Source organism: Pseudomonas sp. B8(2017) (assembly GCF_002113575.1).
Taxonomy (GTDB): domain Bacteria; phylum Pseudomonadota; class Gammaproteobacteria; order Pseudomonadales; family Pseudomonadaceae; genus Aquipseudomonas; species Aquipseudomonas putida_Z.
Genome location: NZ_NEIO01000005.1, coordinates 180,790 through 204,690, shown reverse-complemented (window position 1 = coordinate 204,690; position 23,901 = coordinate 180,790). Strand labels below are relative to the sequence as shown.

Here is a 23,901-nt window from a genome sequence, read left to right as displayed (position 1 = left end):
GGGGATCGCGGGGTATTACAGAGAAATTTCTGTCAGTACCGGCCTCTTCGCGGGCTTGCCCGCTCCCACAGGTATTACACAAGCCGCAAGACCTGTGCAGTACCTGTGGGAGCGGGCAAGCCCGCGAAAGGGCCGGTACAAGCCCAGCAGGAATCAACGCCGAACCGGGCGCTTCTGCAGTTTGCGCTGCAAGGTCCGCCGGTGCATGCCCAGCGCCCGGGCGGTGGCCGAGATATTGCCTTCGTGCTCGTTCAGCACCCGCTGGATGTGTTCCCACTGCAGGCGGTCGACCGACATCGGGTTTTCCGGCACCAGGGTGTCCAGGTCGGTGTGCTCCGACAGCAGCGCCGCCAGCACATCATCGGCATCGGCCGGCTTGCACAGGTAGTTGCAGGCACCGCGCTTGACCGCTTCCACCGCGGTGGCAATGCTCGAGTAACCGGTCAGGATCACCACGCGCATTTCCGGGTCCAGCTCCAGCAGCTTGGGCAACAGCACCAGCCCGGAGTCGCCGTCCATCTTCAGGTCCAGCGTGGCGTAGTCCGGCAGGTCCTGCTGGGCCAGGATCAACCCTTCTTCGGCAGAGCTGGCGGTGCTCACGCGGAAACCGCGGCGGCTCATGGCACGGGCCATGACCCGGGTGAAGGTGGCATCGTCATCCACCAGCAGCAGGTGCGGCAGCTCTTCGCCTTCGACCTGGTTTTCTTCGCTCATCATTCATCTCCTCGCTTGCCATAGGGCAGGCGCAGTTCGGTCAGGGTGCCACCCTGTTCATGACTATAGAGCTTCACCGAACCGCCCGCACGGGTCACGCTGGCCTTGCTCAAGAACAGGCCCAGGCCGAAGCCTTTGCCTTTGGTGGTAATGAAGGGTTTGCCGATGGCTTCGGCGATGGCCGGCGGCACGCCGGGGCCATGGTCACGGATGCTGATGACGATGTCATGGGCGTCCCAGTCCAGGCGCACTTCAAGATCATCGGGGCAGGCATCGGCGGCATTGTTCAACAGGTTCAACAGCGCCTGGGTCAGGTCCGGCGGCGGTGTCAGACGCGGCACCTGGCCGTCGCGCAGGCGCTGGAAGCGGTAGCTGGCTTCCGGGCGCATCAGGTGCCAACGGTTGAGCGCCTCGTCCAGCCAGGCCGTCACATCCTGCTCCACCACGGCCAGGCGGCGGTTGGCTTCGGCGGCACGTACCAGCTGTTGCAGGGTTTCCTTGCACAGCTTCACCTGGTCCTGAAGGATCTGCAGGTCTTCCTGCAGCAGCGGGTCGGCGTGGTCCTGGCGCATTTCATTCAGCAGCACGCTCATGGTCGCCAACGGCGTGCCCAGCTCATGGGCGGCACCGGCGGCCTGGGTAGCCACGGCCAGCAGCTGCTCGTCGCGCAGGCTTTCTTCACGCCGCTCGGACCGCAGCTGCTCCTGGCGGCGCAGCTCTTCGGCCATGCGCGCGGCAAAGAAGGTGATCACTGCGGCGGCCAGGGCAATGCTCAACCACATGCCGTACACCTGCATCTTGTCCCGCGCCATTGGCAGGCCTTCGAGCGGGTAGAACTGCACCAGCAGCAGGCTGTATGCGGTCAGGGCTATGCCGGAAAGGATCAGCGAATACAACCACGGCAAGGTCACCGCGGCGATCGCCAGCGGCACCAGGTAATACGACACGAACGGGTTGGTCGAGCCGCCGGAGTAATACAGCAAGGCACTGTGAATCAGCAGGTCGCAGGCCAGTTGCAGGGCATACTCCAGCTCGGTGACCGGCAACGACAGGCGCAGGCGCAGCGCCGTGAAGGCGCACAGCAGCGAAGACAAGGCCAAGGTGCCGGCCAGCGACAGCCAGGGCAAGGGCAGCAGTTCGGTCCAGTAGGCGACGCCCACGGAGCCGGCCTGGGCAGCCAGGACCAGGACCCGAATGACGGTCAGGCGCCAGAGGTTCTGGCGAGTAGCGGACAGCGGTTGTACGGCGGCGAGCATGAGCTCTCCTGATGAGTGCTCCAGAAAAATCGGCTGGAGTATACCGAAGCCAGGCGCCTCGCTGCAGCGATGCGGCAAAGCGCCACACTTTGTCACAGGTTGATGATGGCACTTTTGAACCCACTACACTGTTGCCGGTCTGATGGGCCATGCGTGGAATGGATGACCACAACCCACGCCTTATATTGCCAAGGAGTACCACATGCAAATCCCACGTCGCGGCACCGCCCTGATCCTGTCCTGCGGCCTGCTCGCCAGCCTGCCGGCGCTGGCTGCCGATGAGCCGCGCTACAATCAGGTCTCGCTGCGTGCCGAAGTCAGCAAGGAAGTGGCGCGTGACCTGATGGTCGTTACCCTGTACAGCGAAGCGCAGAACACCGACCCGGGCAAGCTCGCCAAGCAGATCACCGAAACCATGAACAAGGCCGTACAGCAGTCGCGCCAGGTCAAGGACGTGAAGATCAGCCAGGGCAGCCGCAACAGCTACCCGGTGTATGACAGCAAGGGCCAGAAGATCACCGGCTGGCGCGAGCGCGCCGAGCTGCGCCTGGAAAGCGCCAACTTCCCGGCCCTGTCGCAGCTGACCGCCGACCTGCTGCAAGAGCTGAAGATGGGTGGCATGGACTTCTCCATCGCCCCGGCCACGCGCAAGGCCAGCGAGGATGCACTGCTCAAGGATGCCGTGGATGCCTTCAAGGCGCGCGCCCAGCTGGCGACCGAGGCGCTGGGTGGCAAGGGCTACAAAGTGGTCAGCCTGAACCTCAACAGCAGCGGTTACCCACGCCCGTACCTGCGCAGTGCACCGATGGCGATGAAGGCCATGGGTGCTGATGAGTCGGCACCGGCGCCGGATATCGAGGCCGGGACCAGTGAAGTGAGCATGAATGCCGATGGCCTGATCGAAGTGCAGATGCCTTGAGTTCGCCGGGGGCGCATTGCGCCCCTATCGCCGGCAAGCCAGCTCCCACAGATACACCACAGGTTTCAGCCCTTGTTTTGTACCTGTGGGAGCTGGCTTGCCGGCGATGAGGTCAGTCGAAAAAACGCAGATTCAGACCTTTCCTACGCACCAAATAGGTGCTTCCTACACCAACCCCGCCTCGAAATATCCTGCAAAAAGCCATCATTTTGCCTACGCAAACGTTTAACTTCTTCGAAAGTTATATCAATGCGACATCCATGTACGACCGTACCACTTTTCTGACGTCAACTATCCCTCCGCATATTGCATTGGGAACAGCCCCTGCATAAGTATCCGCAGGTCGGCTCACGAGGCCACCTCAATCGAAAAATGACAACAATGAGGCCACCATGCTCAAACACGCAGTCATTCCGTTCCTGCTAGGCGCAGGCTTGCTCTCCGGCGCACCGTCGGCCCTCGCCGCGTCCAACCTGGTGTTCTGCTCCGAAGGCAGCCCGGCCGGCTTCGACCCAGGCCAATACACCACAGGGACTGACTTCGACGCCTCGGCCGAGACCGTGTTCAACCGCCTGACCCAGTTCGAACGTGGCGGCACTGCAGTCATCCCGGGTCTGGCGACCAAGTGGGAAGTCTCCGACGACGGAAAGACCTACACCTTCCACCTGCGCGAAGGGGTCAAGTTCCACACCACCGACTACTTCAAACCCACCCGCAACTTCAACGCCGACGACGTGCTGTTCACCTTCAACCGCATGCTCGACAAGAACCACCCGTTCCGCAAGGCCTACCCCACCGAGTTCCCGTACTTCACCGACATGGGCATGGACAAGAACATCGCCAAGCTGGAGAAGCTCGACGAGCACACGGTCAAGTTCACCCTCAACGAAGTCGACGCCGCATTCATCCAGAACCTGGCCATGAGCTTCGCCTCGATCCAGTCCGCCGAATACGCCGACCAGCTGCTCAAGGACGGCAAGGCCGCGGATATCAACCAGAAGCCGATCGGCACCGGCCCGTTCGTGTTCAGCAAGTACCAGAAGGACGCGCAGATCCGCTTCAAGGGCAACAAGGACTACTGGCAACCCGATGACGTGAAGATCGACAACCTGATCTTCGCCATCACCACCGACGCCTCGGTGCGCATGCAGAAACTGAAGAAGAACGAGTGCCAGGTCACCCTCTTCCCGCGCCCGGCCGACATCCAGCCGCTGAAGCAGGACCCCAAGCTGCAGATGCCGCAGCAAGCCGGCTTCAACCTCGGCTACATCGCCTACAACGTGATGGACAAGGTCAAGGGCAGCAACGAGGCCAACCCGCTGGCCCAGCTTAAAGTCCGCGAGGCGCTGGACATGGCCGTGGACAAGAAAAAGATCATCGAGTCGGTCTACCAGGGCGCCGGCCAACTGGCGGTCAACGCCATGCCGCCGACCCAGTGGTCCTATGACGACAGCATCAAGGACGCCTCGTTCGACCCTGAGAAAGCCAAGCAGCTGCTCAAGGAAGCCGGCATCAAGGAAGGCACCGAAATCACCCTGTGGGCGATGCCCGTGCAACGCCCGTACAACCCCAATGCCAAGCTGATGGCCGAGATGCTGCAATCCGACTGGGCCAAGGTCGGCATCAAGGCGAAGATCGTCAGCTATGAATGGGGCGAGTACATCAAGCGCTCCAAAGGCGGCGAACAAGGCGCCATGCTGATCGGCTGGAGCGGTGACAACGGCGACCCGGACAACTGGCTGGGCACCCTGTACGGCTGCGACGCCATGAGCGGCAACAACTTCTCCAAGTGGTGCTACAAGCCCTACGACGACCTGATCAAGCAGGCCAAGGCCACCTCCGACCAGGCCAAGCGCACCGAGCTGTACCAGCAGGCACAGCACATCCTCAAGGAGCAGGTGCCGATCACCCCGATCGCCCACTCCACCGTGTACCAGCCCATGAGCGCCAAGGTGAAGGACTTCAAGATCAGCCCGTTCGCGCTGAACTCCTTCTACGGCGTCAGCGTGGACAAATAGGCTAGCCAAGGCACCCGCCGAGCGGCGGGTGCCCCGCCATCCTCGTACCCTTTCATGTCGTCCCGCCGCCATCCGCAGCGGGGTCGGCGACCTGTTGCCGCCATTCGTACCCCGAGGCGGCGCAAACAGACGTAAAAGGACTTTCCATGCGCCATACCACCCGCCTTTCCGCCCTGCTGGCCCTGGGCCTGATCAGCCAGTCGCCGGCCCTGCTGGCCAACAACCTGGTGTTCTGCTCCGAAGGCAGCCCGGCCGGCTTCGACACCGCCCAGTACACCAGCGCCACCGACAACGATGCCGCCGAACCGCTCTACAACCGCCTGATCGAGTTCGAACGCGGCGGCACTGCCGTGCACCCTGCCCTGGCGACCCGCTGGGAGGTCTCCGAGGACGGCCTGCGCTACACCTTCCACCTGCGCGAAGGGGTGAAATTCCACAGCAACAAGGCCTTTTCGCCGAGCCGCGACTTCAACGCCGACGACGTGCTGTTCACCTTCAACCGCATGCTCGACAAGAACCACCCGTTCCGCCAGGCCTACCCGACCGAGTTCCCCTATTTCATCAGCATGGGCCTGGACAAGAACATCGCCCGTGTCGAAAAGACCGATCCACTGACCGTGGTGTTCACCCTGAACAGCGTCGATGCCGCGTTCATCCAGAACCTGGCCATGAGCTTCGCTTCCATCCTGTCTGCCGAATACGCCGAACAGTTGATGGCCAGCGGGCGCCCCAGCGACATCAACCAGCAACCGATCGGCACCGGCCCGTTCGTGTTCCAGCGTTATCAGAAGGATTCGCAGATCCGCTACAAGGGCAACAAGGCCTATTGGTCACCGCAGGACGTGAAGATCGACAACCTGGTGTTCTCGATCAACATCGACCCTTCGGTGCGTATCCAGAAGCTGCGCCGCAACGAATGCCAGGTCACCCTGCACCCGCGCCCCGCCGACCTGCCGGCGCTCAAGGCCGACAGCAAACTGCAGGTGCTGCAGCAACCTGGCTTCAACCTTGGCTATATCGCCTACAACACCCAACACCCACCGTTCGACCGCCTGGAAGTGCGCCAGGCGATGGACATGGCAGTGAACAAGCAGGCGATCATCCAGGCCGTGTACCAGGATTCCGGCCAGCTGGCAGTCAACGCCATGCCGCCGACCCAGTGGTCCTATGACGACAGCATCAAGGACGCGCCCTTCGACCCGGAAAAGGCCAAGCAGCTACTGCAGCAGGCCGGGGTCAAGCCGGGCACCGAGATCACCCTGTGGGCCATGCCGGTGCAGCGCCCGTACAACCCCAACGCCAAGCTGATGGCGGAAATGCTCCAGGCCGACTGGAGCAAGCTCGGCTTCAAGGTGCGCATTGTCAGCTACGAATGGGGCGAGTACCTCAAGCGCATGAAAAGCGGCGAGCACGATATCGCCCTGATCGGCTGGACCGGGGACAACGGTGACCCGGACAACTGGCTGGGCACCCTCTACAACTGCGATGCCATCGGCAGCAACAACTACTCGCTGTGGTGCGATCCGCAGTACGACAGCCTGGTCAAGCAGGCCAAGCAGGTCACCGACCGCACACAGCGCACCGCCCTGTACCAGCAGGCCCAGCAGCGGCTCAAGCAACAGGTGCCGATTACCCCGGTGGCGCACTCCACGGTCAACCAACCGCTCAGCGTCAAGGTTTCCGAGTTCAAGGTCAGCCCGTTCGGGCGCAACGACTTTTCCGGTGTGAGTGTTAATTGAGCATTAGCCGGTACCGGCCTCTTCGCGGGTAAACCCGCTCCCACAGGGTTCTCCTCAGGTTCACGAAACCTGTGGGAGCGGGCGCGCCCGCGAAGAGGCCGGCACAGCCAACACAACGCCCCGATTCTGCCCGGTGACCCCGGGCAACCCTGGCAACACCGCAGCAAGAAGCCCGGCCCACAAGGCCAGGCAATAACTAGAAGAACAGAAAGGGAGCTTTAACCTTGAGACTATTCACCTTGACCGCACTGGCGTTATCCATCAGTGCCTTATCCACCGTGACCCAGGCCGACCCGCAAAGCCAGGAATACGTGCCCATCACCCTCAAAGGCAGCAGCGAGCAGGAGCAGGCCAGCGGCTTCGTCGACGGCCAGAGCCTGTCCGGCAGCACCCGCAACTGGTACGCCCGCGAGCGCGCCGCACGCGCCCCGCTGTGGAAGTACTACAAGAGCGACGGCACCCGCCACGACACCCACAGCCGCGAGAACTGGGTGCAGGGCACCATCCTCAACTACAGCTCCGGCTTCACCCAGGGCACCGTCGGCTTCGCCGTCGAAGCCGCCGGCTACAATGCCATCGCCCTGCTGCAGAACCGCGAGGACGTCGCCGGCCCCAACAACCGCACCCTGACCCACAGCGACGGCGACCCGGTCGGCCAGTGGAGCAAGATGGGCCTGGCCAACGTCAAGGCGCGGGTGTCCAACACCACCCTCACCGTCGGCCGCCAATCGGTGGACACGCCGATGATTGCCTACATCGGCAACCGCGCCCTGCCCTCGAGCTTCCAGGGCGCGTTTTTGCACAGTGCCGAATTCGACAACCTGAGCTTCGACCTGGGCACCTTCGACCGCGTCTCGCCACGTACCGAACAGAGCCTCAGCAAGTTCCGCACCGAGTACAGTGCCACTGGCGTGGAAACCGACCGCGCCAGCACCGCCGGCATCAACTACCAGCCGTTCAAGAGCCTGAGCACCAGCCTGTACGCCACCAAGGTCGACGACTTCTGGAACCAGTACTACTTCGGCGCCAACCACGTGCTCGGCGACAGCGCAGTGCTCAGCCTGAGCACCGGCCTGAACTACTACAAGACCGTCGACGCCGGCAGCAAGAAGATGGGCGAGATCGACAACGACACCTACAGCCTGTCGTTCGGCCTGACCCACCAGGCCCACACCCTCAGCGCCTCCTGGCAGCAGGTCAACGGCAACGAGTACTTCGACTACCTGCACGAAACCAACGGCATCTACCTGGCCAACTCGCTGCTGTCGGACTTCAACGGCCCCAACGAAAAATCGCTGCAGATTTCCTACGTGCTGAACATGGCGCCGTACGGGGTGCCAGGCCTGAAGTTCAACCTGTACAACGCCCGCGGCTGGGGCATCGATGGTACCCATTACCGCGGCACCGCCTACGACGTGAACGGCCTGGATGGCGAAACCCACTACGAGTGGGGCTTCGGCACCAGCTACGCGGTACAGAGCGGGCCGCTGAAAGACACCAGCATCCGTGCCACCTACACCGCGCACCGCGCCAGCAAGGCCCAGGGCGATGGCAGCCTGGATGAGTTCCGGGTGGTTACCACCATTCCATTCAACATTCTCTGACCGCCGGCGCCACGGCCTGCTTCGCTGCGGGTCGTGGCGGCTACGCTGGAATCAATGCAAGCAGGGAGTCCACCCATGCAGAGAGCTTTCATGAAATCGCTACCGCTACGCCTCGCCCTGGCAGCGCTGGTACTGGGCAGCGCCACGCAGCTGGCAGCCAAGCCGCTGGTAGTGTGCACCGAGGCCAGCCCGGAAGGGTTCGACGTTGTCCAGTACACGACAGCAGTCACTTTCGATGCCGCTTCCGAAACGCTGTTCAACCGCCTGGTCGACTTCAAGCCTGGTACCACCGACGTCCAGCCGGCCCTGGCCGAAGGCTGGGACATCTCGCCGGACGGACTGACCTACACCTTCCACCTGCGCCGAGGAGTGAAATTCCACAGCACCGACTACTTCAAGCCCACTCGCGAATTCAACGCCGATGACGTGCTGTGGAGCCTGCGCCGCCAGCTCGACCCGGCGCACCCATGGCACGACAAGACCAGTGTCGGCTACCCGTACTTCGAAAGCATGGCATTCAAGAGCCTGCTCAAGTCGGTGGACAAGACCGACGATCACACCGTAGTGATCACCCTAACCCGCCCCGAGGCACCGTTCCTGCGGGACATGGCCATGGGCTTCACCTCGATCTACTCCGCCGAATACGGCGACCAGTTGCTCAAGGCCGGCAAGACCGCCGAGCTGAACAGCAAACCGATCGGCACCGGCCCGTTCATCTTCCAGCGCTATAACAAAGACGCCCAGGTCCGCTTCAAGCCCAACCCGGACTACTTCCGCGGCAAGCCACCAGCCGACGCCCTGATATTCGCTATTGCCACCGACAGCAATGTGCGCTTGCAGAAGCTTCGTGCCAATGAATGCCAGGTCGCGTTGTACCCAAAGCCGGAGGATGTGCCGTCGATCAAGGCAGACCCCACGCTAAAGGTGGCCGAGACCGAAGCTCTGGTCACCGGCTACATCTCGATGAATACCCAGCACAAGTACCTGAGCGATGTGCGTGTGCGCAAAGCCATCAACATGGCCTTCGACCGCCAGACCCATGTCGACCAGCTGTTCGGCAAAGGTAACGCTCAGGTGGGGGTGAACCCGTACCCCCCGAGCATGATCGGTTACAACAGAGAGAACAGGAACCCGCCCCGCGACTTGGCCAAGGCCCGTGAACTGCTCAAGGAAGCCGGGGTGCCGGAAGGCACAGTGATCACCCTGTTCACCCGCAACGGTGGCGGCCCGACCAACCCCAATCCGCGGTTGTCCGCCGAGATGCTGCAAGCCGACCTCAAGCAGATAGGCCTGAAGCTGGATATCCGCGTGATGGAATGGGCCGAAATGCTGCGCCGGGCCAAGAAGGGCGAAGCCGACCTGGTGTCCACGGGCTGGGCGGGTGACAACGGCGACCCGGACAACTTCCTCAGCCCCCTGCTCAGTTGCGATGCCGTCAAGAGCGGCGAGAACTACGCCCGCTGGTGCAACCCGCAATTCCAGGACCTGATCAGCCGGGCCCGCGAGGTGATCGACAACGACGAGCGCGCAAGGCTCTATAGCGAGGCATTGAAGGTGTACGATGATGACCAACCCTGGATCAGCATGGCTCACCCGAAGGTGTTCACGGCCATGCGTGACAACGTGGAGGGCTACATAGTCAGCCCTCTGACCAACAACAACTTCGCCACCACCAAGGTGAAGTAGAACAACAACGACCGCCGGCAACCCACACGGGGACCGGCGGCACCCCGTAGCGTGCTGCTAGCCGCACGGCCTGATGAGGTAACCCAGACAATGTTGAGCTTTATTGCCCGGCGCCTTGGCCTGCTGATACCGACCTTTTTCGGTATCACCTTGCTGACCTTCGCGCTCATACGCCTGATCCCCGGCGACCCGGTGGAAGTGATGATGGGCGAGCGCAGGGTCGACCCCGAAATGCATGCCCAGGCCATGGAGCGCCTGGGCCTGAACAAGCCGCTGCCGGTCCAGTACCTGGACTACGTCGGCAAGCTGGCCCAGGGTGACCTCGGTGAATCGCTGCGCACCCGCGAGAGCGTGTGGAGCGAGTTCCTCACCCTGTTCCCGGCCACCCTGGAACTTGCCTTTGCCGCCCTGTTGTTCGCCGGCATCGTCGGCCTGCTGGCCGGGGTGATCGCCGCGCTCAAGCGCGGATCGCTGTTCGACCACGGGGTGATGGGCATTTCCCTGGCCGGTTACTCGATGCCGATCTTCTGGTGGGGCCTGATCCTGATCATGTTCTTCTCGGTAAGCCTGGGCTGGACCCCGGTGTCCGGGCGCATCGACCTGCTCTACGACATCGAGCCGAAGACCGGCTTCATGCTCATCGACACCCTGCTCAGCGACGAGGAAGGCGCGTTCAAGGACGCGGTGATGCACCTGATCCTGCCGGCCATCGTGCTGGGCACCATCCCGCTGGCGGTGATTGCCCGCATGACCCGCTCGTCGATGCTCGAAGTGCTGCGCGAGGACTACATCCGCACCGCCCGCGCCAAAGGCCTGTCGCCGGCCCGCGTGGTGTTCGTGCACGGCCTGCGCAACGCGCTGATCCCGGTACTGACCGTATTCGGCCTGCAGGTCGGCACGTTGCTGGCCGGTGCGGTGCTGACCGAAACCATCTTTTCCTGGCCGGGCATCGGCAAGTGGCTGATCGAAGCCATCGGTGCCCGTGACTACCCCGTGGTCCAGAACGGCATCCTGTTGATCGCCTGCCTGGTGATCCTGGTCAACTTCGTCGTGGATATCCTCTACGGCCTGGCCAACCCACGCATCCGTCATCAGCGCTGAGGCCTTCGCCATGACTAGCCCGATTCCGAAATCCGTCACACCGGTCAGCCCGGTGGACCAGAGCCTGCTCTACCCCTCGCCATACAAAGAATTCTGGCAAGCCTTCGCCCGCAACAAAGGCGCGGTGATGGGCCTGGCCTTCATGTGCCTGGTAGTGTTCTGCGCGCTGTTCGCGCCATGGGTCGCCCCGCATGACCCGAGCGAGCAGTACCGTGAATTCCTGCTGACCCCACCGGTGTGGCTCGAAGGTGGCAGCTGGCAGTTCATCCTCGGCACCGACGAACTGGGCCGCGACCTGCTTTCGCGGCTGATCCAGGGCGCGCGGCTGTCGCTGCTGATCGGCCTGTCGTCGGTGGTGATGTCGCTGATCCCTGGCATCCTGCTGGGCCTGCTGGCCGGTTTCTTCCCACAACTGCTCGGCCCGTCGATCATGCGCCTGATGGACGTGATGCTGGCCCTGCCCTCGCTGCTGCTGGCAGTGGCCATCGTCGCCATCCTCGGCCCAGGCCTGATCAACACCGTGATCGCCATCGCCATTGTGTCGTTGCCATCCTACGTGCGCCTGACCCGCGCCGCCGTGATGGGCGAGCTGAACCGCGACTACGTCACCGCCGCACGCCTGGCCGGTGCCGGGCTGCCACGGCTGATGTTCGTCACCGTGCTGCCCAACTGCATGGCACCGCTGATCGTGCAGGCCACCCTCAGCTTCTCCTCGGCCATCCTCGACGCCGCCGCCCTGGGCTTCCTTGGCCTTGGCGTACAGCCGCCGACCCCGGAGTGGGGCACCATGCTGGCTTCGGCCCGTGACTACATCGAGCGCGCCTGGTGGGTGGTGAGCCTGCCCGGCCTGACCATTCTGCTCAGTGTGCTGGCAATCAACCTGATGGGCGACGGCCTGCGCGATGCGCTGGACCCGAAACTCAAGAACGCCGCCTGAGGAGAACGCCATGTCACTGTTGCAGATCAACAACCTGAACGTGCGCTTCGGCGACGCCAATGCGGTACCGGTGGTCGATGGCCTGGACCTTACGGTGGAGGCCGGCGAGATCCTGGCCATCGTCGGCGAATCCGGCTCGGGCAAGTCCGTGACCATGATGGCCCTGATGGGCCTGATCGACGCCCCCGGGCGCATCACCGCCGACTCGCTCACCTTCGACGGCACCGACATGCTCAAGCTCAGCGGTCGCCAGCGACGCAAGGTGGTGGGCAAGGACATCGCCATGGTCTTCCAGGACCCGATGACCGCGCTCAACCCCAGCTACACCGTGGGCTACCAGATCGAGGAAGTGCTGCGCCAGCACCTGGGCCTGAAGGGCAAGGCCGCGCGCCAGCGTGCCCTGGAGCTGCTGAAAAAGGTCGAGATCCCGGCTGCGGAAAGCCGCCTGGACGCCTACCCGCACCAGCTGTCCGGCGGCATGAGCCAGCGCGTGGCGATTGCCATGGCGATTGCCGGCGAGCCCAAGCTGCTGATTGCCGACGAACCCACCACTGCGCTGGACGTGACCATCCAGGCGCAGATCATGGAGCTGCTGGTCAACCTGCAGAAGGAGCGCAACATGGCGCTCATCCTGATCACCCACGACCTCGCCGTGGTCGCCGAAACGGCCAGGCGGGTGTGCGTGATGTACGCCGGCCAGGCCGTGGAAGTGGGCCAGGTGCCGGAGCTGTTCGACGTGCCCGCCCACCCCTACAGCGAAGCGTTGCTGGCGGCGATCCCCGAGCACAGCATCGGTGCCGAACGCCTGGCCACCCTGCCCGGCATCGTCCCCGGCCGCTACGACCGCCCCGTGGGTTGCCTGCTGTCACCGCGCTGCCCGTACGTGCAGGACAACTGCCGGCGCCAGCGCCCGCCCCTCGATCCCCAGGCCCATGGCTTGGTGCGTTGCTTCTACCCGCTGAACCAGGAGGTGGCGTGATGGCCGTCGTTCTATCCGCCCGGGAGCTGACCCGGCATTACGAAGTCTCCCGCGGGCTGTTCAAGGGCCACGCCCTGGTCCGCGCGCTGAATGGCGTGTCGTTCGAACTGGAGGCCGGCAAGACCCTGGCCGTGGTCGGCGAGTCCGGCTGCGGCAAGTCGACCCTGGCCCGCGCACTGACCCTGATCGAAGAGCCGTCGTCCGGCTCGCTGCAAATTGCCGGCACCGAAGTGAAAGGCGCCAGCAAGAGCGAGCGCAAGCAACTGCGCCGCGACGTACAGATGGTGTTCCAGAGCCCCTACGCCTCGCTCAACCCACGGCAGAAGATTGGTGACCAGCTGGCCGAGCCGCTGCTGATCAACACCTCGCTGAGCAAGGCCGAGCGGCGAGAAAAGGTGCAGAAGATGATGGAACAGGTCGGCCTGCGCCCCGAGCATTACCAGCGCTACCCGCACATGTTCTCCGGTGGCCAGCGCCAGCGTATCGCCCTGGCCCGGGCAATGATGCTGCAGCCCAAGGTGCTGGTGGCGGACGAGCCGACCTCGGCACTGGACGTGTCGATCCAGGCCCAGGTGCTGAACCTGTTCATGGATTTGCAGAAGGAGTTCAACACCGCCTACGTGTTCATCTCGCACAACCTGGCGGTGGTGCGGCATGTGGCCGATCAGGTGCTGGTGATGTACCTCGGCCGGCCTGCGGAGATGGGGCCGAAAGAAGATATCTACGAAAGGCCGTTGCACCCGTATACCCAGGCGCTGCTGTCGGCGACGCCGGCGATTCACCCGGACCCTTTGAAGCCGAAGATCCGTATTGCCGGGGAGTTGCCCAACCCGCTGAACCCGCCGGATGGGTGTGCGTTTCACAAGCGCTGCCCGTATGCGACCGAGCGGTGTGCCAAGGAGGTGCCGGCGTTGCGGCAGGTGAGTACGCGGCAAGTGGCTTGTCACTATGCCGAGCAGTTTCTTTAGCCTTTAGATAGCCGGGGCTGCGTTGCAGCCCATCGCGACACAAGGCCGCTCCTACAAGGGACCGCGATCTCCTGAGCGGCCTTGTGTCGCGATGGGCCGCAAAGCGGCCCCAAAAATCTCAATGCATGAAGAACCAGATCAGGATAATCACCGGAATCGGCACCCCAATCATCCAGAGCAGTATCGAGCGCATGGCCTTTCTCCTTGTTCGATGTTGAACAGACCGGTGCACTCGCCATGCCATCCCTGTCAAAAAATCACTCTCAACCGAATCAACGGCTTACTCCCCAAGCCGCTTGAAAAAACCGTGCAATATGCCGGATCCGCACCCTTGCAGCTGGGTGTTCTGCAATGCACTATCAGGCTCATGACCGCCACCACCCTCCCCGACGGCCCCGAGCAGACCCCGCTCACCGCCGACACCGTGCTGCGCTACCACCTGTGCTGGAAGCACCGCGACCTCGACGGCGTCATGGCGCTCTACCACCCCGACATCCAGTACCACGACTTCTTCCAGAACCGCGTGCTCGGCTACCAGGAACTGCGTGACTACGTACGCGCCTGCCTGCCCCATGAAGCCGGCGAAGATATCGTGCACAGCGACCGCATCCGCGTCGACGGCTGTACCGCGTTCATCCAGTACCAGGTCACGGTCCAAGGCGGCGACGGTCTGGTGGCGTTCCAGTCCAGCGAGGCGATTACCGTGAAGGGCGGCCTGATCTGGCAGGTCAACGAATACGCCACGCTGGTCCGCCGGAGCAGCAGTGGCCATGCCAGCAGCGGCCCGCGCCCGGCCACCAGCCGCCTGGGCCTGTCACCCCGACAGCTGTCGACCATGGCCCAGGACCTGGAACACTACTTCCAGCGCCAGCGCCCCTACCTGGACCCGGAGCTGGACCTGCAGCAGGTGGCCGACGCCAGCGGCTACAGCCGCAACCAGATCTCCTACCTGCTCAACCAGGTGCTCGGGCAAAGCTTCTACCGCTACGTCAACCAGGCCCGCCTGCAGCACCTGATGGCCAGCCTCGACGACGACAGCATCGAAGCCACGATCGACGAGCTGGCGTTCAATGCCGGTTTCAACTCGTTGTCGGCGTTCTACAAGTGTTTTCGCGAACACACCGGGCTTACGCCCAAGGCGTACCTGAAGCAAATTTCCCTGCGTGCACGCACGTAGGACAGCCGCCCGTCGACACCACTAGGATCGCCCACAGACCTTGACGGATGTGGAGCCGAACCCGATGCAACCCCTGCGCACGCTCAGCCTGTGGATGGACCAGCTCGACGAGCCGTTGTGCGCCCGCCCGGCCCTGCGCGAGGACCTGGACGCGGATGTGTGCATCATCGGCGCTGGCTACACCGGCCTGTGGAGCGCCTACTACCTCAAGCGCCAGGCGCCACAGTTGAACATCGCGGTAATCGACGCCAACATCGCCGGCTTCGGCGCCTCGGGGCGCAACGGCGGCTGGCTGATGGGCAACCTGCTCGGCGAAGACCGCCTGCTGGCCACCCTGTCGCCGCAACAGCGCCGCGCCAGCATCGACCTGCTGCATGGCATTCCCGATGAAGTACACCGCGTGCTGCATCGCGAGAGCATCGACTGCGACTACCGCAAAGGCGGCGTGCTGTACTGCGCCGCGCGCTACCCGGAACAGGAGCGCAGCCTGCGCGCCTACCTCGACGACCTTTATCGCCAAGGCATGACCGAGGATGACTACCGCTGGCTGCGCCCCGAACAGCTTGACGCTCAGTTGCGGGTCAGCAACGCCTATGGCGCCATCTACAGCCCGCACACCGCAACCATCCAACCCGCCAAGCTGGCGCGTGGCCTGGCCCGGGCGGTAGAAGCGCTGGGCGTACCCATCTACGAAAACACCCCAGCCATCGACTGGCAGCCGGGTGAGGTGCGTACCCCGTTGGCGCGCATCCGTTGCCAATGGATGGTACCCGCCGTGGAGGGCTACGCCGCCAGCCTGCCGCCACTGGGCAAACATCAGCTGCCGGTACAGAGCCTGTTGGTGGCCACCGAACCACTGCCGGAGGCCACCTGGCAACAGATCGGCCTGAACCAGGGCCAGGCGTTCAGCGAAAGCAGCCGCCAGGTCACCTACGGCCAGCGCACCGCCGACAACCGCCTGGTATTCGGCGCCCGTGGCGGCTACCGCTTCGGTGGCCGCCTGCGCGAAAACTTCAACCTCGACGAACAGGAAATCGAGCTGCGCCGCTACCTGTTCAGCGAGTTGTTCCCGCAGCTGAAGCACGTGCGTATCACCCATTCCTGGGGCGGCAACCTGGGCATGGCGCGGCGCTTCCGCCCGCACATGCTCTGCGACCGTCAACGCGGCATCGCCCTGGCGGGCGGCTACGGCGGCGAAGGCGTCGGCGCCACCAACCTGGGCGGGCGCACCCTGGCGGCGCTGATCCTCAATCAGCACAACGAACTGACCGCGCAACCCTGGGTACTCGACAACCGCCCGCTTTCAAGCCTGGCCAGTTGGCCACCCGAGCCCTGCCGCTGGCTGGGCTACAACGCGATCATCCAGAGCTTCGTCCACGAGGACCGGACCCTCGCCAACCCCGCCAGCGCGCCGTGGAGGCGGCGCCTTGCCAGCAATCTGGCGGACTTCATGGAAGGCTTCATGCGCTGACTTTTCCACTCCCCGACACAGGATTAAACGGTCATGAGCATCACCCATTTCAAGAACACCGACAGCGCCGTGCTCGACAGCTCCAACCCGGTCGCGGTGCCGCTTGGCGACCCAGTTGCAGTGACTTCGGTCACCTGCGTGGAACGCAGCGACGGCGTCGAAACCGGCATCTGGGAATGCACCCCCGGTCGCTGGCGGCGGCAGATCGTGCAGCAGGAGTTCTGCCATTTCACCAAGGGCCGCTGCACCTTCACCCCTGACGGTGGCGAGCCCCTGTTCATAGAAGCCGGAGACGCACTGATGCTACCGGCCAACAGCACAGGCACCTGGGACATCCAGGAGACCGTGCGCAAGACCTACGTCCTTATTTTCTGATCCGCTGATCGCCTGCCTTCGATAACAACACACAAAGCAAGGTAACCCCGACATGCGCACGCTCCTTCTCGCCCCCCTGATGCTGGCCGCCAGCGTGGCCGGTGCCGCCGAAACGGTGAAGATCTACAACTGGTCCAGCTACGTTGCCCCCGACACACTGAAGAACTTCCAGCAAGCCAGTGGTATCGTGCCCACCTACGACGTTTACGACAGCAACGAAACCCTCGACGGCAAGCTGATGACCGGCAACTCCGGCTACGACGTGGTGTTCCCGTCCAACCACTTCATGGCCCGGCAAATCCAGGGCAAAGCCCTGAAGCAGCTGGACAAGTCGCAGTTGCCCAACTGGCACAATCTCAACCCGGTGTTGCTCAAGGCACTGGAGGTCAATGACCCGGGTAACCAATACGGCTTCCCGTATCTGTGGGGCAGCACCGGCATCGGCTACAACGTCGACAAGGTCAAGGCGGTGCTCGGCGACAGCGCGCCAATAAACTCGTGGGACCTGATCTTCAAGCCTGAGTACATGAGCAAGCTGAAAAGCTGCGGCGTCGCCGTGCTGGACAACGGCCCTGAGCTGTTACCAATCGCCCTGCACTACTTGGGCCTGCCGCACCACAGCCAGAACCCGGCGGACTACGACAAGGCCAAGGCGCTGCTGATGCAGGTGCGGTCATACATCAGCTACTTCCACTCATCGAAGTACACCGGCGATCTGGCTAACGGCGATATCTGCGTGGTGGTGGGTTTCTCGGGGGATGTGCTGCAGGCGAAGAATCGTGCCGAGGAGGCGAAGAACGGGGTGAACGTGGGGTATTCGATACCCAGGGAAGGCGCACCGATGTGGTTCGACATGGTTGCCATGCCGGCCGATGCACCGGATGAGAAGGCCGGGTATGCCTACATGAACTACCTGCTTCAGCCGGAGGTGATGGCCAACATCAGCAACCATGTGCAGTACGCCAACGGCAACCTCGAGGCGGACGGGCTGGTGGATCCGGCGATGAAGGGTAATACGATGATTTACCCGAGCGAGGAAGTAATGGGCAAGCTGTATGCGCTGGAGGCGATGCCGGCCAAGATCGACCGCATTCGGACGAGGATCTGGACCAGTATCAAGGCAGGGAATTGAGACCTGTGTCGTTTCACTGGCCTCATCGCCGGCAAGCCAGCTCCCACAGGGACTGCACAAGCCTTGATAGCTGTGGACATCCATTTGGAATGGAACAGCACAAAGCTTCAGGGCTGTGGAGATTCCTGTGGGAGCTGGCTTGCCGGCGATAGGGCCAGATCAGACAACACAAAGTTCTGATCTGGCCTCGAGGATCAGTGGTGCTCGCGGGTAGCGCGGAACTTGATGTCCGGCCAGCGCTCTTCCATCAGCGACAGGTTGACCCGGGTCGGCGCCAGGTAGGTCAGATGCCCGCCACCGTCGATGGCCAGGTTCTCCATGGCCTTGTTCTGGAATTCCTCGAGCTTCTTCTTGTCGTCACAGCCGATCCAGCGGGCCGACCATACGGTGATCGGCTCGTAGGCGCACTCGACCTTGTACTCTTCCTTCAGGCGGCTGGCGACCACGTCGAACTGCAGCACACCGACTGCACCGAGGATGATGTCGTTGCTGCGCTCTGGGAAGAACACCTGGGTAGCACCTTCTTCGGCCAGCTGTTGCAGGCCCTGGCGCAGCTGCTTGGATTTCAGCGGGTCCTTCAGGCGCACGCGGCGGAACAGCTCCGGGGCGAAGTGCGGGATACCGGTGAAGCCCAGCGCCTCGCCTTCGGTGAAGGTGTCGCCGATCTGGATGGTACCGTGGTTGTGCAGGCCGATGATGTCGCCGGCATAGGCCTCTTCCAGCTGCTCACGCTCGGAGGAGAAGAAGGTCAGCGCATCGCCGATACGCAGGTCCTTGTTGATCCGCACGTGGCGCATCTTCATGCCCTTCTCGTACTTGCCCGAGCAGATACGCATGAAGGCGATGCGGTCGCGGTGTTTCGGGTCCATGTTCGCCTGGATCTTGAACACGAAACCGGTGAACTTCTCTTCCACAGGCTCCACGGTGCGCTCGTGGGCAACACGGCCCAGCGGGCGCGGCGCCCAGTCGACGACGGCGTCAAGCACATGGTCGACACCGAAGTTGCCCAGCGCGGTACCGAAGAACACCGGGGTCAGCTGGCCGTTGATGAACTCTTCCTGGTTGAACTCGTGGCAGGCGCCCTGCACCAGCTCCAGCTGTTCGACGAACGAATCGTACTGGTCGCCCAGGTGGGCACGGGCTTCGTCCGAGTCCAGCTTCTGGATGATCTTGGCTTCGGTGCGCTCGTGGCCGTGGCCCGGGGTGTACACCACGATGTAGTCACCGGTCAGGTGGTACACGCCCTTGAAGTCGCGGTAGCAACCGATCGGCCAGGTGATCGGCGCGGCCTTGATCTTCAGCACGGCTTCGATTTCGTCCAGCAGCTCGATCGGGTCGCGGATGTCGCGGTCGAGTTTGTTGATGAAGCTGACGATCGGCGTGTCGCGCAGGCGGCACACGTCCATCAGGGCGATGGTACGTGGCTCTACACCTTTACCGCCGTCGAGCACCATCAGCGCCGAGTCCACCGCGGTCAGGGTGCGGTAGGTGTCTTCCGAGAAGTCTTCGTGGCCGGGGGTGTCGAGCAGGTTGATCATGTGCTCGCGGTACGGGAACTGCATCACCGAGGTGGTGATGGAGATGCCGCGCTGCTTCTCCATTTCCATCCAGTCGGAGGTGGCGTGGCGGTCGGACTTGCGCGACTTCACGGTACCGGCGACGGCAATGGCCTTGCCCATCAGCAGCAGCTTCTCGGTGATGGTGGTCTTACCGGCGTCGGGGTGGGAAATGATTGCGAAAGTGCGGCGCTTCGCGACTTCGGCGGCCTGGTTGGTCATGGGAAATCGCCTGACTGGGGGATTTAAAAGGGGCGATATCATACCTGAAGTTGGGCCGGGACCAAAACTTGCTGAACCGGCGGTGCCTGTTCCGGCCCTTTCGCGGGCACGCCCGCGAAGAGGCCGGCCCTGCCACTACAAACTCAACAACCAGCCGCTTATCACGACAAATGGCCCAAGAGCAGTTATTTCAACGCCTACAGAGCACTAACCCGCTGCTTTTTCTCGTCAATTTTCCAACCAACCAGTGATTAACGCTGGCCAAATGCCGCCCCAGATGGGAACCTTTACGCCCACGGAGACGTCCACTCCCCTGCAACCCGCTTCGGTTGGGGAGCTGGTTTCATCAGCATTTTCGGGCCCGACGGGGTTCGGCTCATGGCCTGATCGCAGCCTTCGGCGTGCGTCACGCTGCTACTCGCGAACACACCACCCGCCGCCAGGACTGGCCGGCAACCAAGAAGTGTGCTCGCCGACTACACAAGGAGTCCGCCTGTGGCTGAACGCTACGGAAAAGGGCTGTTGGGATGGGCCGCCGTGCTCGTCATCCTGGCCCTGCTGGTCCACTGGATCGGCATCGACACGATCGCGCGGTATCGCGACGATCTTGGGTTCTACCTGCAAGCGCACCTGGTACTGGTGCTGGCTTCGATGGCGGCGGCGCTGGCCGTGGGCATCCCCGCCGGCATTGCGTTAAGTCGACCGCACCGGGTCGACAAAGCCGAGCGCTTCATGCAGTTGTTCAACGTTGGTAACACCATCCCTCCCCTGGCCGTTCTGGCCATCGCCCTGAGTATCCTGGGCATCGGCGCCGGGCCCGCGATCTTCGCGCTGTTCCTCGCCTCCCTCCTGCCCATCGTGCGCAACACCTATGAGGGCCTGAAAAACGTCCCCGCCTCGCTCAAGGAAGCCGCCACCGGCATCGGCATGACCCCGCGCCAGCAACTGTGGCAAGTGGAGCTGCCCAACGCCGTGCCGATCATCGTTGGCGGTGTGCGCGTGGCCCTGGCGCTGAACGTCGGCACCGCACCGCTGGCGTTCCTGATTGGCGCCAACAGCCTGGGCAGCCTGATCTTCCCCGGCATCGCCCTGAACAACCAGCCACAGCTGCTGCTGGGGGCTGCCTGCACCGCACTGCTGGCGCTGGCGCTGGACGCGGCGGTGAGTTTCTCCAGCAAGCGCTGGCTGGAACGTGGCCTGGCCCAATAAAGATAGGGAACGTATGAACAAGAGAATCGCCTTGCTGCTGGGCGCGGCCCTGCTGTTCGCAGGATTTGCCCAGGCGGCGGACAAACCACTGATCCGCATCGGCGCGCGGGTGTTCACCGAACAGACCGTACTCGCCGAAATCACCGCGCAATACCTGCGCGCCAACGGCTATGACGTGCGCGTCACCACCGGCCTTGGCAGCAATATCGCGCGCCAGGCCCAGGAAACCGGCCAGCTCGACCTGATGTGGGAATACACCGGCGTGTCGCTGGTGTCGTACAACCATATCGACGAGCGCATGCCCAGTGCCGAGGCAACCCTAGCCAGGGTGAAGGCGCTGGATGCGAAGAAGGGCCTGATCTGGCTGACCCCATCGAAGTTCAGCAACACCTACGCGCTGGGCCTGCCCAAGCAGGTGGCCGAGGCCTATCCGCAGGTCAACACCATCAGCGACCTCAACCAGGTACTGCGTGACGAAAGCCACCGCAACCACCTGGTGGCGCTGGACACCGAGTTCGCCAACCGCCCCGATGGCCTGGTCGGCCTGCGCGAGATGTACGGCCTGCCACTGGACCGCCGCAATATCCGCCAGATGGACGGCGGCCTGGTGTACACCGCGATGCGCAACAACCAGGTGTTCGCCGGGCTGGTGTACACCACCGACGGCCGCCTGAACGCCTTCAACCTCAAGTTGCTGGAGGACGACAAACACTACTTCCCCGACTACACCGCCGCACCGGTGGTGCGCAAAGCCGTGCTCGACGCCAACCCGCAGCTGGCCGGCCTGCTCAAGCCACTGGCCGAACAGCTGGATGACGCAACCATGCGCCAGCTCAACGCCAAGGTCGATGTCGAGCACCAGAACCCGACTGCCGTGGCCGCCACCTTCCTGCGTGAGCACCCACTGAACAGCGAGGGCCAGCCATGAACCTGATCGATACCTTCAACCACCTGGACTGGGCCCAGGTGCTGCAACTGACCTGGCAGCACATCATGCTGGTCGGCGTCGCCGTGGGCCTGGCGATCGTCGTCGGCGTACCGCTGGGCATCCTCATGACCCGCTTCCCGGCCGTCGCCGGCCCATTGCAGGCCAGCGCCACGGTGTTGCTGACCATCCCCTCGATCGCCCTGTTCGGCCTGCTGCTGCCGTTCTACTCCAAGTTCGGCCAGGGCCTCGGGCCGCTGCCGGCGATCACTGCGGTGTTTCTCTACTCACTGCTACCGATCATGCGCAACACCTACCTGGCCCTGACCAACGTCGAGCCCGGCATCCGTGAAGCCGCGCGCGGCATCGGCATGACCTTCGGCCAGCGCCTGCGCATGGTCGAACTGCCCATCGCCGTGCCGGTGATCCTCGCCGGCGTGCGCACCGCCGTGGTGATGAACATCGGCGTGATGACCATCGCCGCCACCATCGGCGCCGGCGGCCTTGGCGTACTCATCCTCACCTCCATCAGCCGCAGCGACATGTCGATGCTGCTGGTCGGCGCCGTGCTGGTCAGCCTGCTGGCGATCATCGCCGACCTGCTCCTGCAAACCCTGCAACGTGCCCTGACTCCAGAAGGACTGCGCTCATGATCGAACTGAAGAACCTCAGCAAAACCTTCAACGTCAACGGCAAGGACGTCAAAGCCGTCGACTCGGTAAGCCTCACCGTCAACGAAGGGGAAATCTGCGTGTTCCTCGGCCCCTCGGGCTGCGGCAAGAGCACTACCCTGAAAATGATCAACCGCCTGATCACGCCCACTTCCGGCCAGGTGTTCATCAATGGCGAAGACACCACCGGGCTGGACGAGGTCACCCTGCGCCGGCACATCGGCTATGTGATCCAGCAGATCGGCCTGTTCCCCAACATGACCATCGAGGAGAACATCACCGTGGTGCCGCGCCTGCTCGGCTGGGACAAACAGAAGTGCCATGAACGCGCCCGCGAACTGATGCACATGATCAAGCTGGAGCCCAAGCAGTACCTGCAGCGCTACCCGCGCGAGCTGTCCGGCGGCCAGCAGCAGCGTATCGGCGTGATCCGCGCCTTGGCGGCGGAAGCGCCGGTGCTGCTGATGGACGAGCCATTCGGCGCGGTCGACCCGATCAACCGCGAGATGATCCAGAACGAGTTCTTCGAGATGCAGCGGGCCTTGAACAAGACCGTGATCATGGTCAGCCATGACATCGACGAAGCGATCAAGCTGGGCGACAAGATCGCCATCTTCCGCGCCGGCAAGCTGTTGCAGCTGGACCACCCGGACACCTTGCTGGCGCACCCGGCGGATGATTTCGTCAGCAACTTCGTCGGCCAGGACAGCACCCTCAAGCGCCTGCTGCTGGTACGTGCGGAGGATGCGGCAGACAACGCGCCATCGGTGAGCCCGCAGACGCCGGTGAGCGATGCGCTGGAGCTGCTGGACGAGCACGACCGCCGCTACGTGGTGGTGACCGATGCGCAGAACAAGGCGCTGGGCTACGTGCGCCGGCGTGACATGCATCGCCAGCAAGGGACTTGTGGCGACTTCCTGCGGCCGTTCAATGCCACGGCGTCGCATGATGAGCATTTGCGCATCCTGTTGTCGCGGATGTACGAGTTCAACCGGGCGTGGCTGCCGGTGTTGGATGCCGAGCAGGTGTTCTTGGGCGAGGTGACGCAGGAGTCGATTGCGGCTTATTTGAGTTCGGGGCGTTCGCGAGGGGCGAAGACCAGCATCGTGTCGCCGGCTGAGGCGGTGGTTTCTTGATCCCTGGGGGCGCTTTGCGCCCCATCGCCGGCAAGCGCGGCTCCCACAGGTCCTCTACAAGCCTACGGGGTGGCGCTGTACCTGTGGGAGCCGCGCTTGCCGGCGA

Annotated in this window: 20 protein-coding genes; 17 read left to right on the top strand and 3 right to left on the bottom strand. The window is 63.3% G+C overall.

The window, feature by feature from the left end:
• Window positions 1–153: 153 nt before the first annotated feature.
• Both CAG22_RS10595 and CAG22_RS10590 read right to left on the bottom strand, forming a co-directional pair.
• Window positions 154–714 (bottom strand): response regulator transcription factor, encoded by a 561-nt coding sequence (locus CAG22_RS10595; protein WP_025337806.1) that lies wholly within the window; start codon window positions 712–714, stop codon window positions 154–156.
• Window positions 714–1,970, bottom strand: a complete 1,257-nt coding sequence (locus CAG22_RS10590; RefSeq protein ID WP_025337805.1) for an ATP-binding protein — start codon at window positions 1,968–1,970, stop codon at window positions 714–716. The genes CAG22_RS10595 and CAG22_RS10590 overlap by 1 nt, the downstream gene beginning before the upstream one ends.
• Window positions 1,971–2,172: 202 nt before the next feature.
• Between CAG22_RS10590 and CAG22_RS10585 the strand changes: the two genes are divergently transcribed.
• From CAG22_RS10585 to CAG22_RS10525, 13 genes are all read left to right on the top strand, one after another.
• Entirely contained in the window at window positions 2,173–2,889 is a 717-nt protein-coding gene (locus CAG22_RS10585; protein WP_015269044.1) for an SIMPL domain-containing protein, read from the top strand.
• A gap of 392 nt (window positions 2,890–3,281) precedes the next feature.
• Window positions 3,282–4,907: an ABC transporter substrate-binding protein gene (locus tag CAG22_RS10580; RefSeq protein ID WP_025337804.1), complete on the top strand. Its 1,626-nt coding sequence runs from the start codon at window positions 3,282–3,284 to the stop codon at window positions 4,905–4,907.
• A 146-nt stretch (window positions 4,908–5,053) separates the two neighbouring features.
• The gene (locus CAG22_RS10575) at window positions 5,054–6,646 is read left to right on the top strand and encodes an ABC transporter substrate-binding protein (RefSeq protein WP_085705443.1); all 1,593 of its coding nucleotides are present in this window, start codon (window positions 5,054–5,056) and stop codon (window positions 6,644–6,646) included.
• Window positions 6,647–6,870: 224 nt separating this feature from the next.
• Window positions 6,871–8,250: an OprD family porin gene (locus CAG22_RS10570; protein ID WP_025337802.1), complete on the top strand. Its 1,380-nt coding sequence runs from the start codon at window positions 6,871–6,873 to the stop codon at window positions 8,248–8,250.
• 75 nt (window positions 8,251–8,325) lie between these two features.
• Window positions 8,326–9,936 carry an ABC transporter substrate-binding protein gene (locus tag CAG22_RS10565; RefSeq protein WP_170929288.1) on the top strand — a complete coding sequence of 537 codons (1,611 nt, stop codon included), beginning with the start codon at window positions 8,326–8,328 and terminating at the stop codon, window positions 9,934–9,936.
• 90 nt (window positions 9,937–10,026) lie between these two features.
• Window positions 10,027–11,037, top strand: coding sequence for an ABC transporter permease subunit (locus CAG22_RS10560; RefSeq protein WP_012316108.1), 1,011 nt, complete (start codon window positions 10,027–10,029; stop codon window positions 11,035–11,037).
• 10 nt (window positions 11,038–11,047) lie between these two features.
• Entirely contained in the window at window positions 11,048–11,974 is a 927-nt protein-coding gene (locus tag CAG22_RS10555) for an ABC transporter permease subunit (protein ID WP_025337799.1), read from the top strand.
• Window positions 11,975–11,984: 10 nt separating this feature from the next.
• Complete coding sequence (locus CAG22_RS10550; RefSeq protein WP_003257886.1) at window positions 11,985–12,953, top strand: ABC transporter ATP-binding protein; 969 nt, start codon at window positions 11,985–11,987, stop codon at window positions 12,951–12,953.
• On the top strand, window positions 12,953–13,921 hold the full coding sequence (locus tag CAG22_RS10545) for a peptide ABC transporter ATP-binding protein (protein WP_024086321.1): 969 nt from the start codon (window positions 12,953–12,955) through the stop codon (window positions 13,919–13,921). Before CAG22_RS10550 ends, CAG22_RS10545 begins: the two co-directional genes overlap by 1 nt.
• A 367-nt stretch (window positions 13,922–14,288) precedes the next feature.
• Window positions 14,289–15,098: a nuclear transport factor 2 family protein gene (locus CAG22_RS10540; RefSeq protein ID WP_085587470.1), complete on the top strand. Its 810-nt coding sequence runs from the start codon at window positions 14,289–14,291 to the stop codon at window positions 15,096–15,098.
• A gap of 64 nt (window positions 15,099–15,162) precedes the next feature.
• A complete protein-coding gene (locus CAG22_RS10535; RefSeq protein WP_085691764.1) occupies window positions 15,163–16,569 on the top strand; it encodes an FAD-binding oxidoreductase in 1,407 nt (468 codons plus the stop codon).
• A 33-nt stretch (window positions 16,570–16,602) separates the two neighbouring features.
• Window positions 16,603–16,944: a cupin domain-containing protein gene (locus tag CAG22_RS10530; protein ID WP_075043846.1), complete on the top strand. Its 342-nt coding sequence runs from the start codon at window positions 16,603–16,605 to the stop codon at window positions 16,942–16,944.
• Between the two features lie 52 nt (window positions 16,945–16,996).
• The gene (locus CAG22_RS10525) at window positions 16,997–18,076 is read left to right on the top strand and encodes a polyamine ABC transporter substrate-binding protein (RefSeq protein WP_085691766.1); all 1,080 of its coding nucleotides are present in this window, start codon (window positions 16,997–16,999) and stop codon (window positions 18,074–18,076) included.
• 194 nt (window positions 18,077–18,270) lie between these two features.
• Here the strand turns inward: CAG22_RS10525 and CAG22_RS10520 are convergent, their stop codons facing one another.
• On the bottom strand, window positions 18,271–19,854 hold the full coding sequence (locus CAG22_RS10520) for a peptide chain release factor 3 (RefSeq protein WP_003257876.1): 1,584 nt from the start codon (window positions 19,852–19,854) through the stop codon (window positions 18,271–18,273).
• Window positions 19,855–20,349: 495 nt separating this feature from the next.
• Here CAG22_RS10520 and CAG22_RS10515 point away from each other — a divergent pair, with 495 nt between their 5' ends.
• The 4 genes from CAG22_RS10515 to CAG22_RS10500 are packed head-to-tail and all read left to right on the top strand — an operon-like array spanning window position 20,350 to window position 23,795.
• Window positions 20,350–21,063 carry an ABC transporter permease gene (locus tag CAG22_RS10515; RefSeq protein ID WP_085616828.1) on the top strand — a complete coding sequence of 238 codons (714 nt, stop codon included), beginning with the start codon at window positions 20,350–20,352 and terminating at the stop codon, window positions 21,061–21,063.
• 13 nt (window positions 21,064–21,076) lie between these two features.
• On the top strand, window positions 21,077–21,991 hold the full coding sequence (locus CAG22_RS10510) for a glycine betaine ABC transporter substrate-binding protein (RefSeq protein ID WP_085705442.1): 915 nt from the start codon (window positions 21,077–21,079) through the stop codon (window positions 21,989–21,991).
• Window positions 21,988–22,641: an ABC transporter permease gene (locus CAG22_RS10505; protein ID WP_085616832.1), complete on the top strand. Its 654-nt coding sequence runs from the start codon at window positions 21,988–21,990 to the stop codon at window positions 22,639–22,641. The genes CAG22_RS10510 and CAG22_RS10505 overlap by 4 nt, the downstream gene beginning before the upstream one ends.
• Window positions 22,638–23,795 (top strand): betaine/proline/choline family ABC transporter ATP-binding protein, encoded by a 1,158-nt coding sequence (locus tag CAG22_RS10500; RefSeq protein ID WP_047594687.1) that lies wholly within the window; start codon window positions 22,638–22,640, stop codon window positions 23,793–23,795. Before CAG22_RS10505 ends, CAG22_RS10500 begins: the two co-directional genes overlap by 4 nt.
• Window positions 23,796–23,901: the final 106 nt, after the last annotated feature.

Bases quoted from the DNA above. Each gene is read 5' to 3' on its own strand.
- CAG22_RS10560 (WP_012316108.1), top strand. From the start codon at position 10,027: ATGTTGAGCTTTATTGCCCGGCGCCTTGGCCTGCTGATACCGACCTTT.
- CAG22_RS10550 (WP_003257886.1), top strand. From the start codon at position 11,985: ATGTCACTGTTGCAGATCAACAACCTGAACGTGCGCTTCGGCGACGCC.
- CAG22_RS10565 (WP_170929288.1), top strand. From the start codon at position 8,326: ATGCAGAGAGCTTTCATGAAATCGCTACCGCTACGCCTCGCCCTGGCA.
- CAG22_RS10585 (WP_015269044.1), top strand. From the start codon at position 2,173: ATGCAAATCCCACGTCGCGGCACCGCCCTGATCCTGTCCTGCGGCCTG.
- CAG22_RS10545 (WP_024086321.1), top strand. From the start codon at position 12,953: ATGGCCGTCGTTCTATCCGCCCGGGAGCTGACCCGGCATTACGAAGTC.
- CAG22_RS10525 (WP_085691766.1), top strand. From the start codon at position 16,997: ATGCGCACGCTCCTTCTCGCCCCCCTGATGCTGGCCGCCAGCGTGGCC.
- CAG22_RS10535 (WP_085691764.1), top strand. From the start codon at position 15,163: ATGCAACCCCTGCGCACGCTCAGCCTGTGGATGGACCAGCTCGACGAG.
- CAG22_RS10500 (WP_047594687.1), top strand. From the start codon at position 22,638: ATGATCGAACTGAAGAACCTCAGCAAAACCTTCAACGTCAACGGCAAG.
- CAG22_RS10580 (WP_025337804.1), top strand. From the start codon at position 3,282: ATGCTCAAACACGCAGTCATTCCGTTCCTGCTAGGCGCAGGCTTGCTC.
- CAG22_RS10530 (WP_075043846.1), top strand. From the start codon at position 16,603: ATGAGCATCACCCATTTCAAGAACACCGACAGCGCCGTGCTCGACAGC.
- CAG22_RS10505 (WP_085616832.1), top strand. From the start codon at position 21,988: ATGAACCTGATCGATACCTTCAACCACCTGGACTGGGCCCAGGTGCTG.
- CAG22_RS10520 (WP_003257876.1), bottom strand. From the start codon at position 19,854: ATGACCAACCAGGCCGCCGAAGTCGCGAAGCGCCGCACTTTCGCAATC.
- CAG22_RS10555 (WP_025337799.1), top strand. From the start codon at position 11,048: ATGACTAGCCCGATTCCGAAATCCGTCACACCGGTCAGCCCGGTGGAC.
- CAG22_RS10590 (WP_025337805.1), bottom strand. From the start codon at position 1,970: ATGCTCGCCGCCGTACAACCGCTGTCCGCTACTCGCCAGAACCTCTGG.
- CAG22_RS10540 (WP_085587470.1), top strand. From the start codon at position 14,289: ATGACCGCCACCACCCTCCCCGACGGCCCCGAGCAGACCCCGCTCACC.
- CAG22_RS10595 (WP_025337806.1), bottom strand. From the start codon at position 714: ATGAGCGAAGAAAACCAGGTCGAAGGCGAAGAGCTGCCGCACCTGCTG.
- CAG22_RS10510 (WP_085705442.1), top strand. From the start codon at position 21,077: ATGAACAAGAGAATCGCCTTGCTGCTGGGCGCGGCCCTGCTGTTCGCA.
- CAG22_RS10575 (WP_085705443.1), top strand. From the start codon at position 5,054: ATGCGCCATACCACCCGCCTTTCCGCCCTGCTGGCCCTGGGCCTGATC.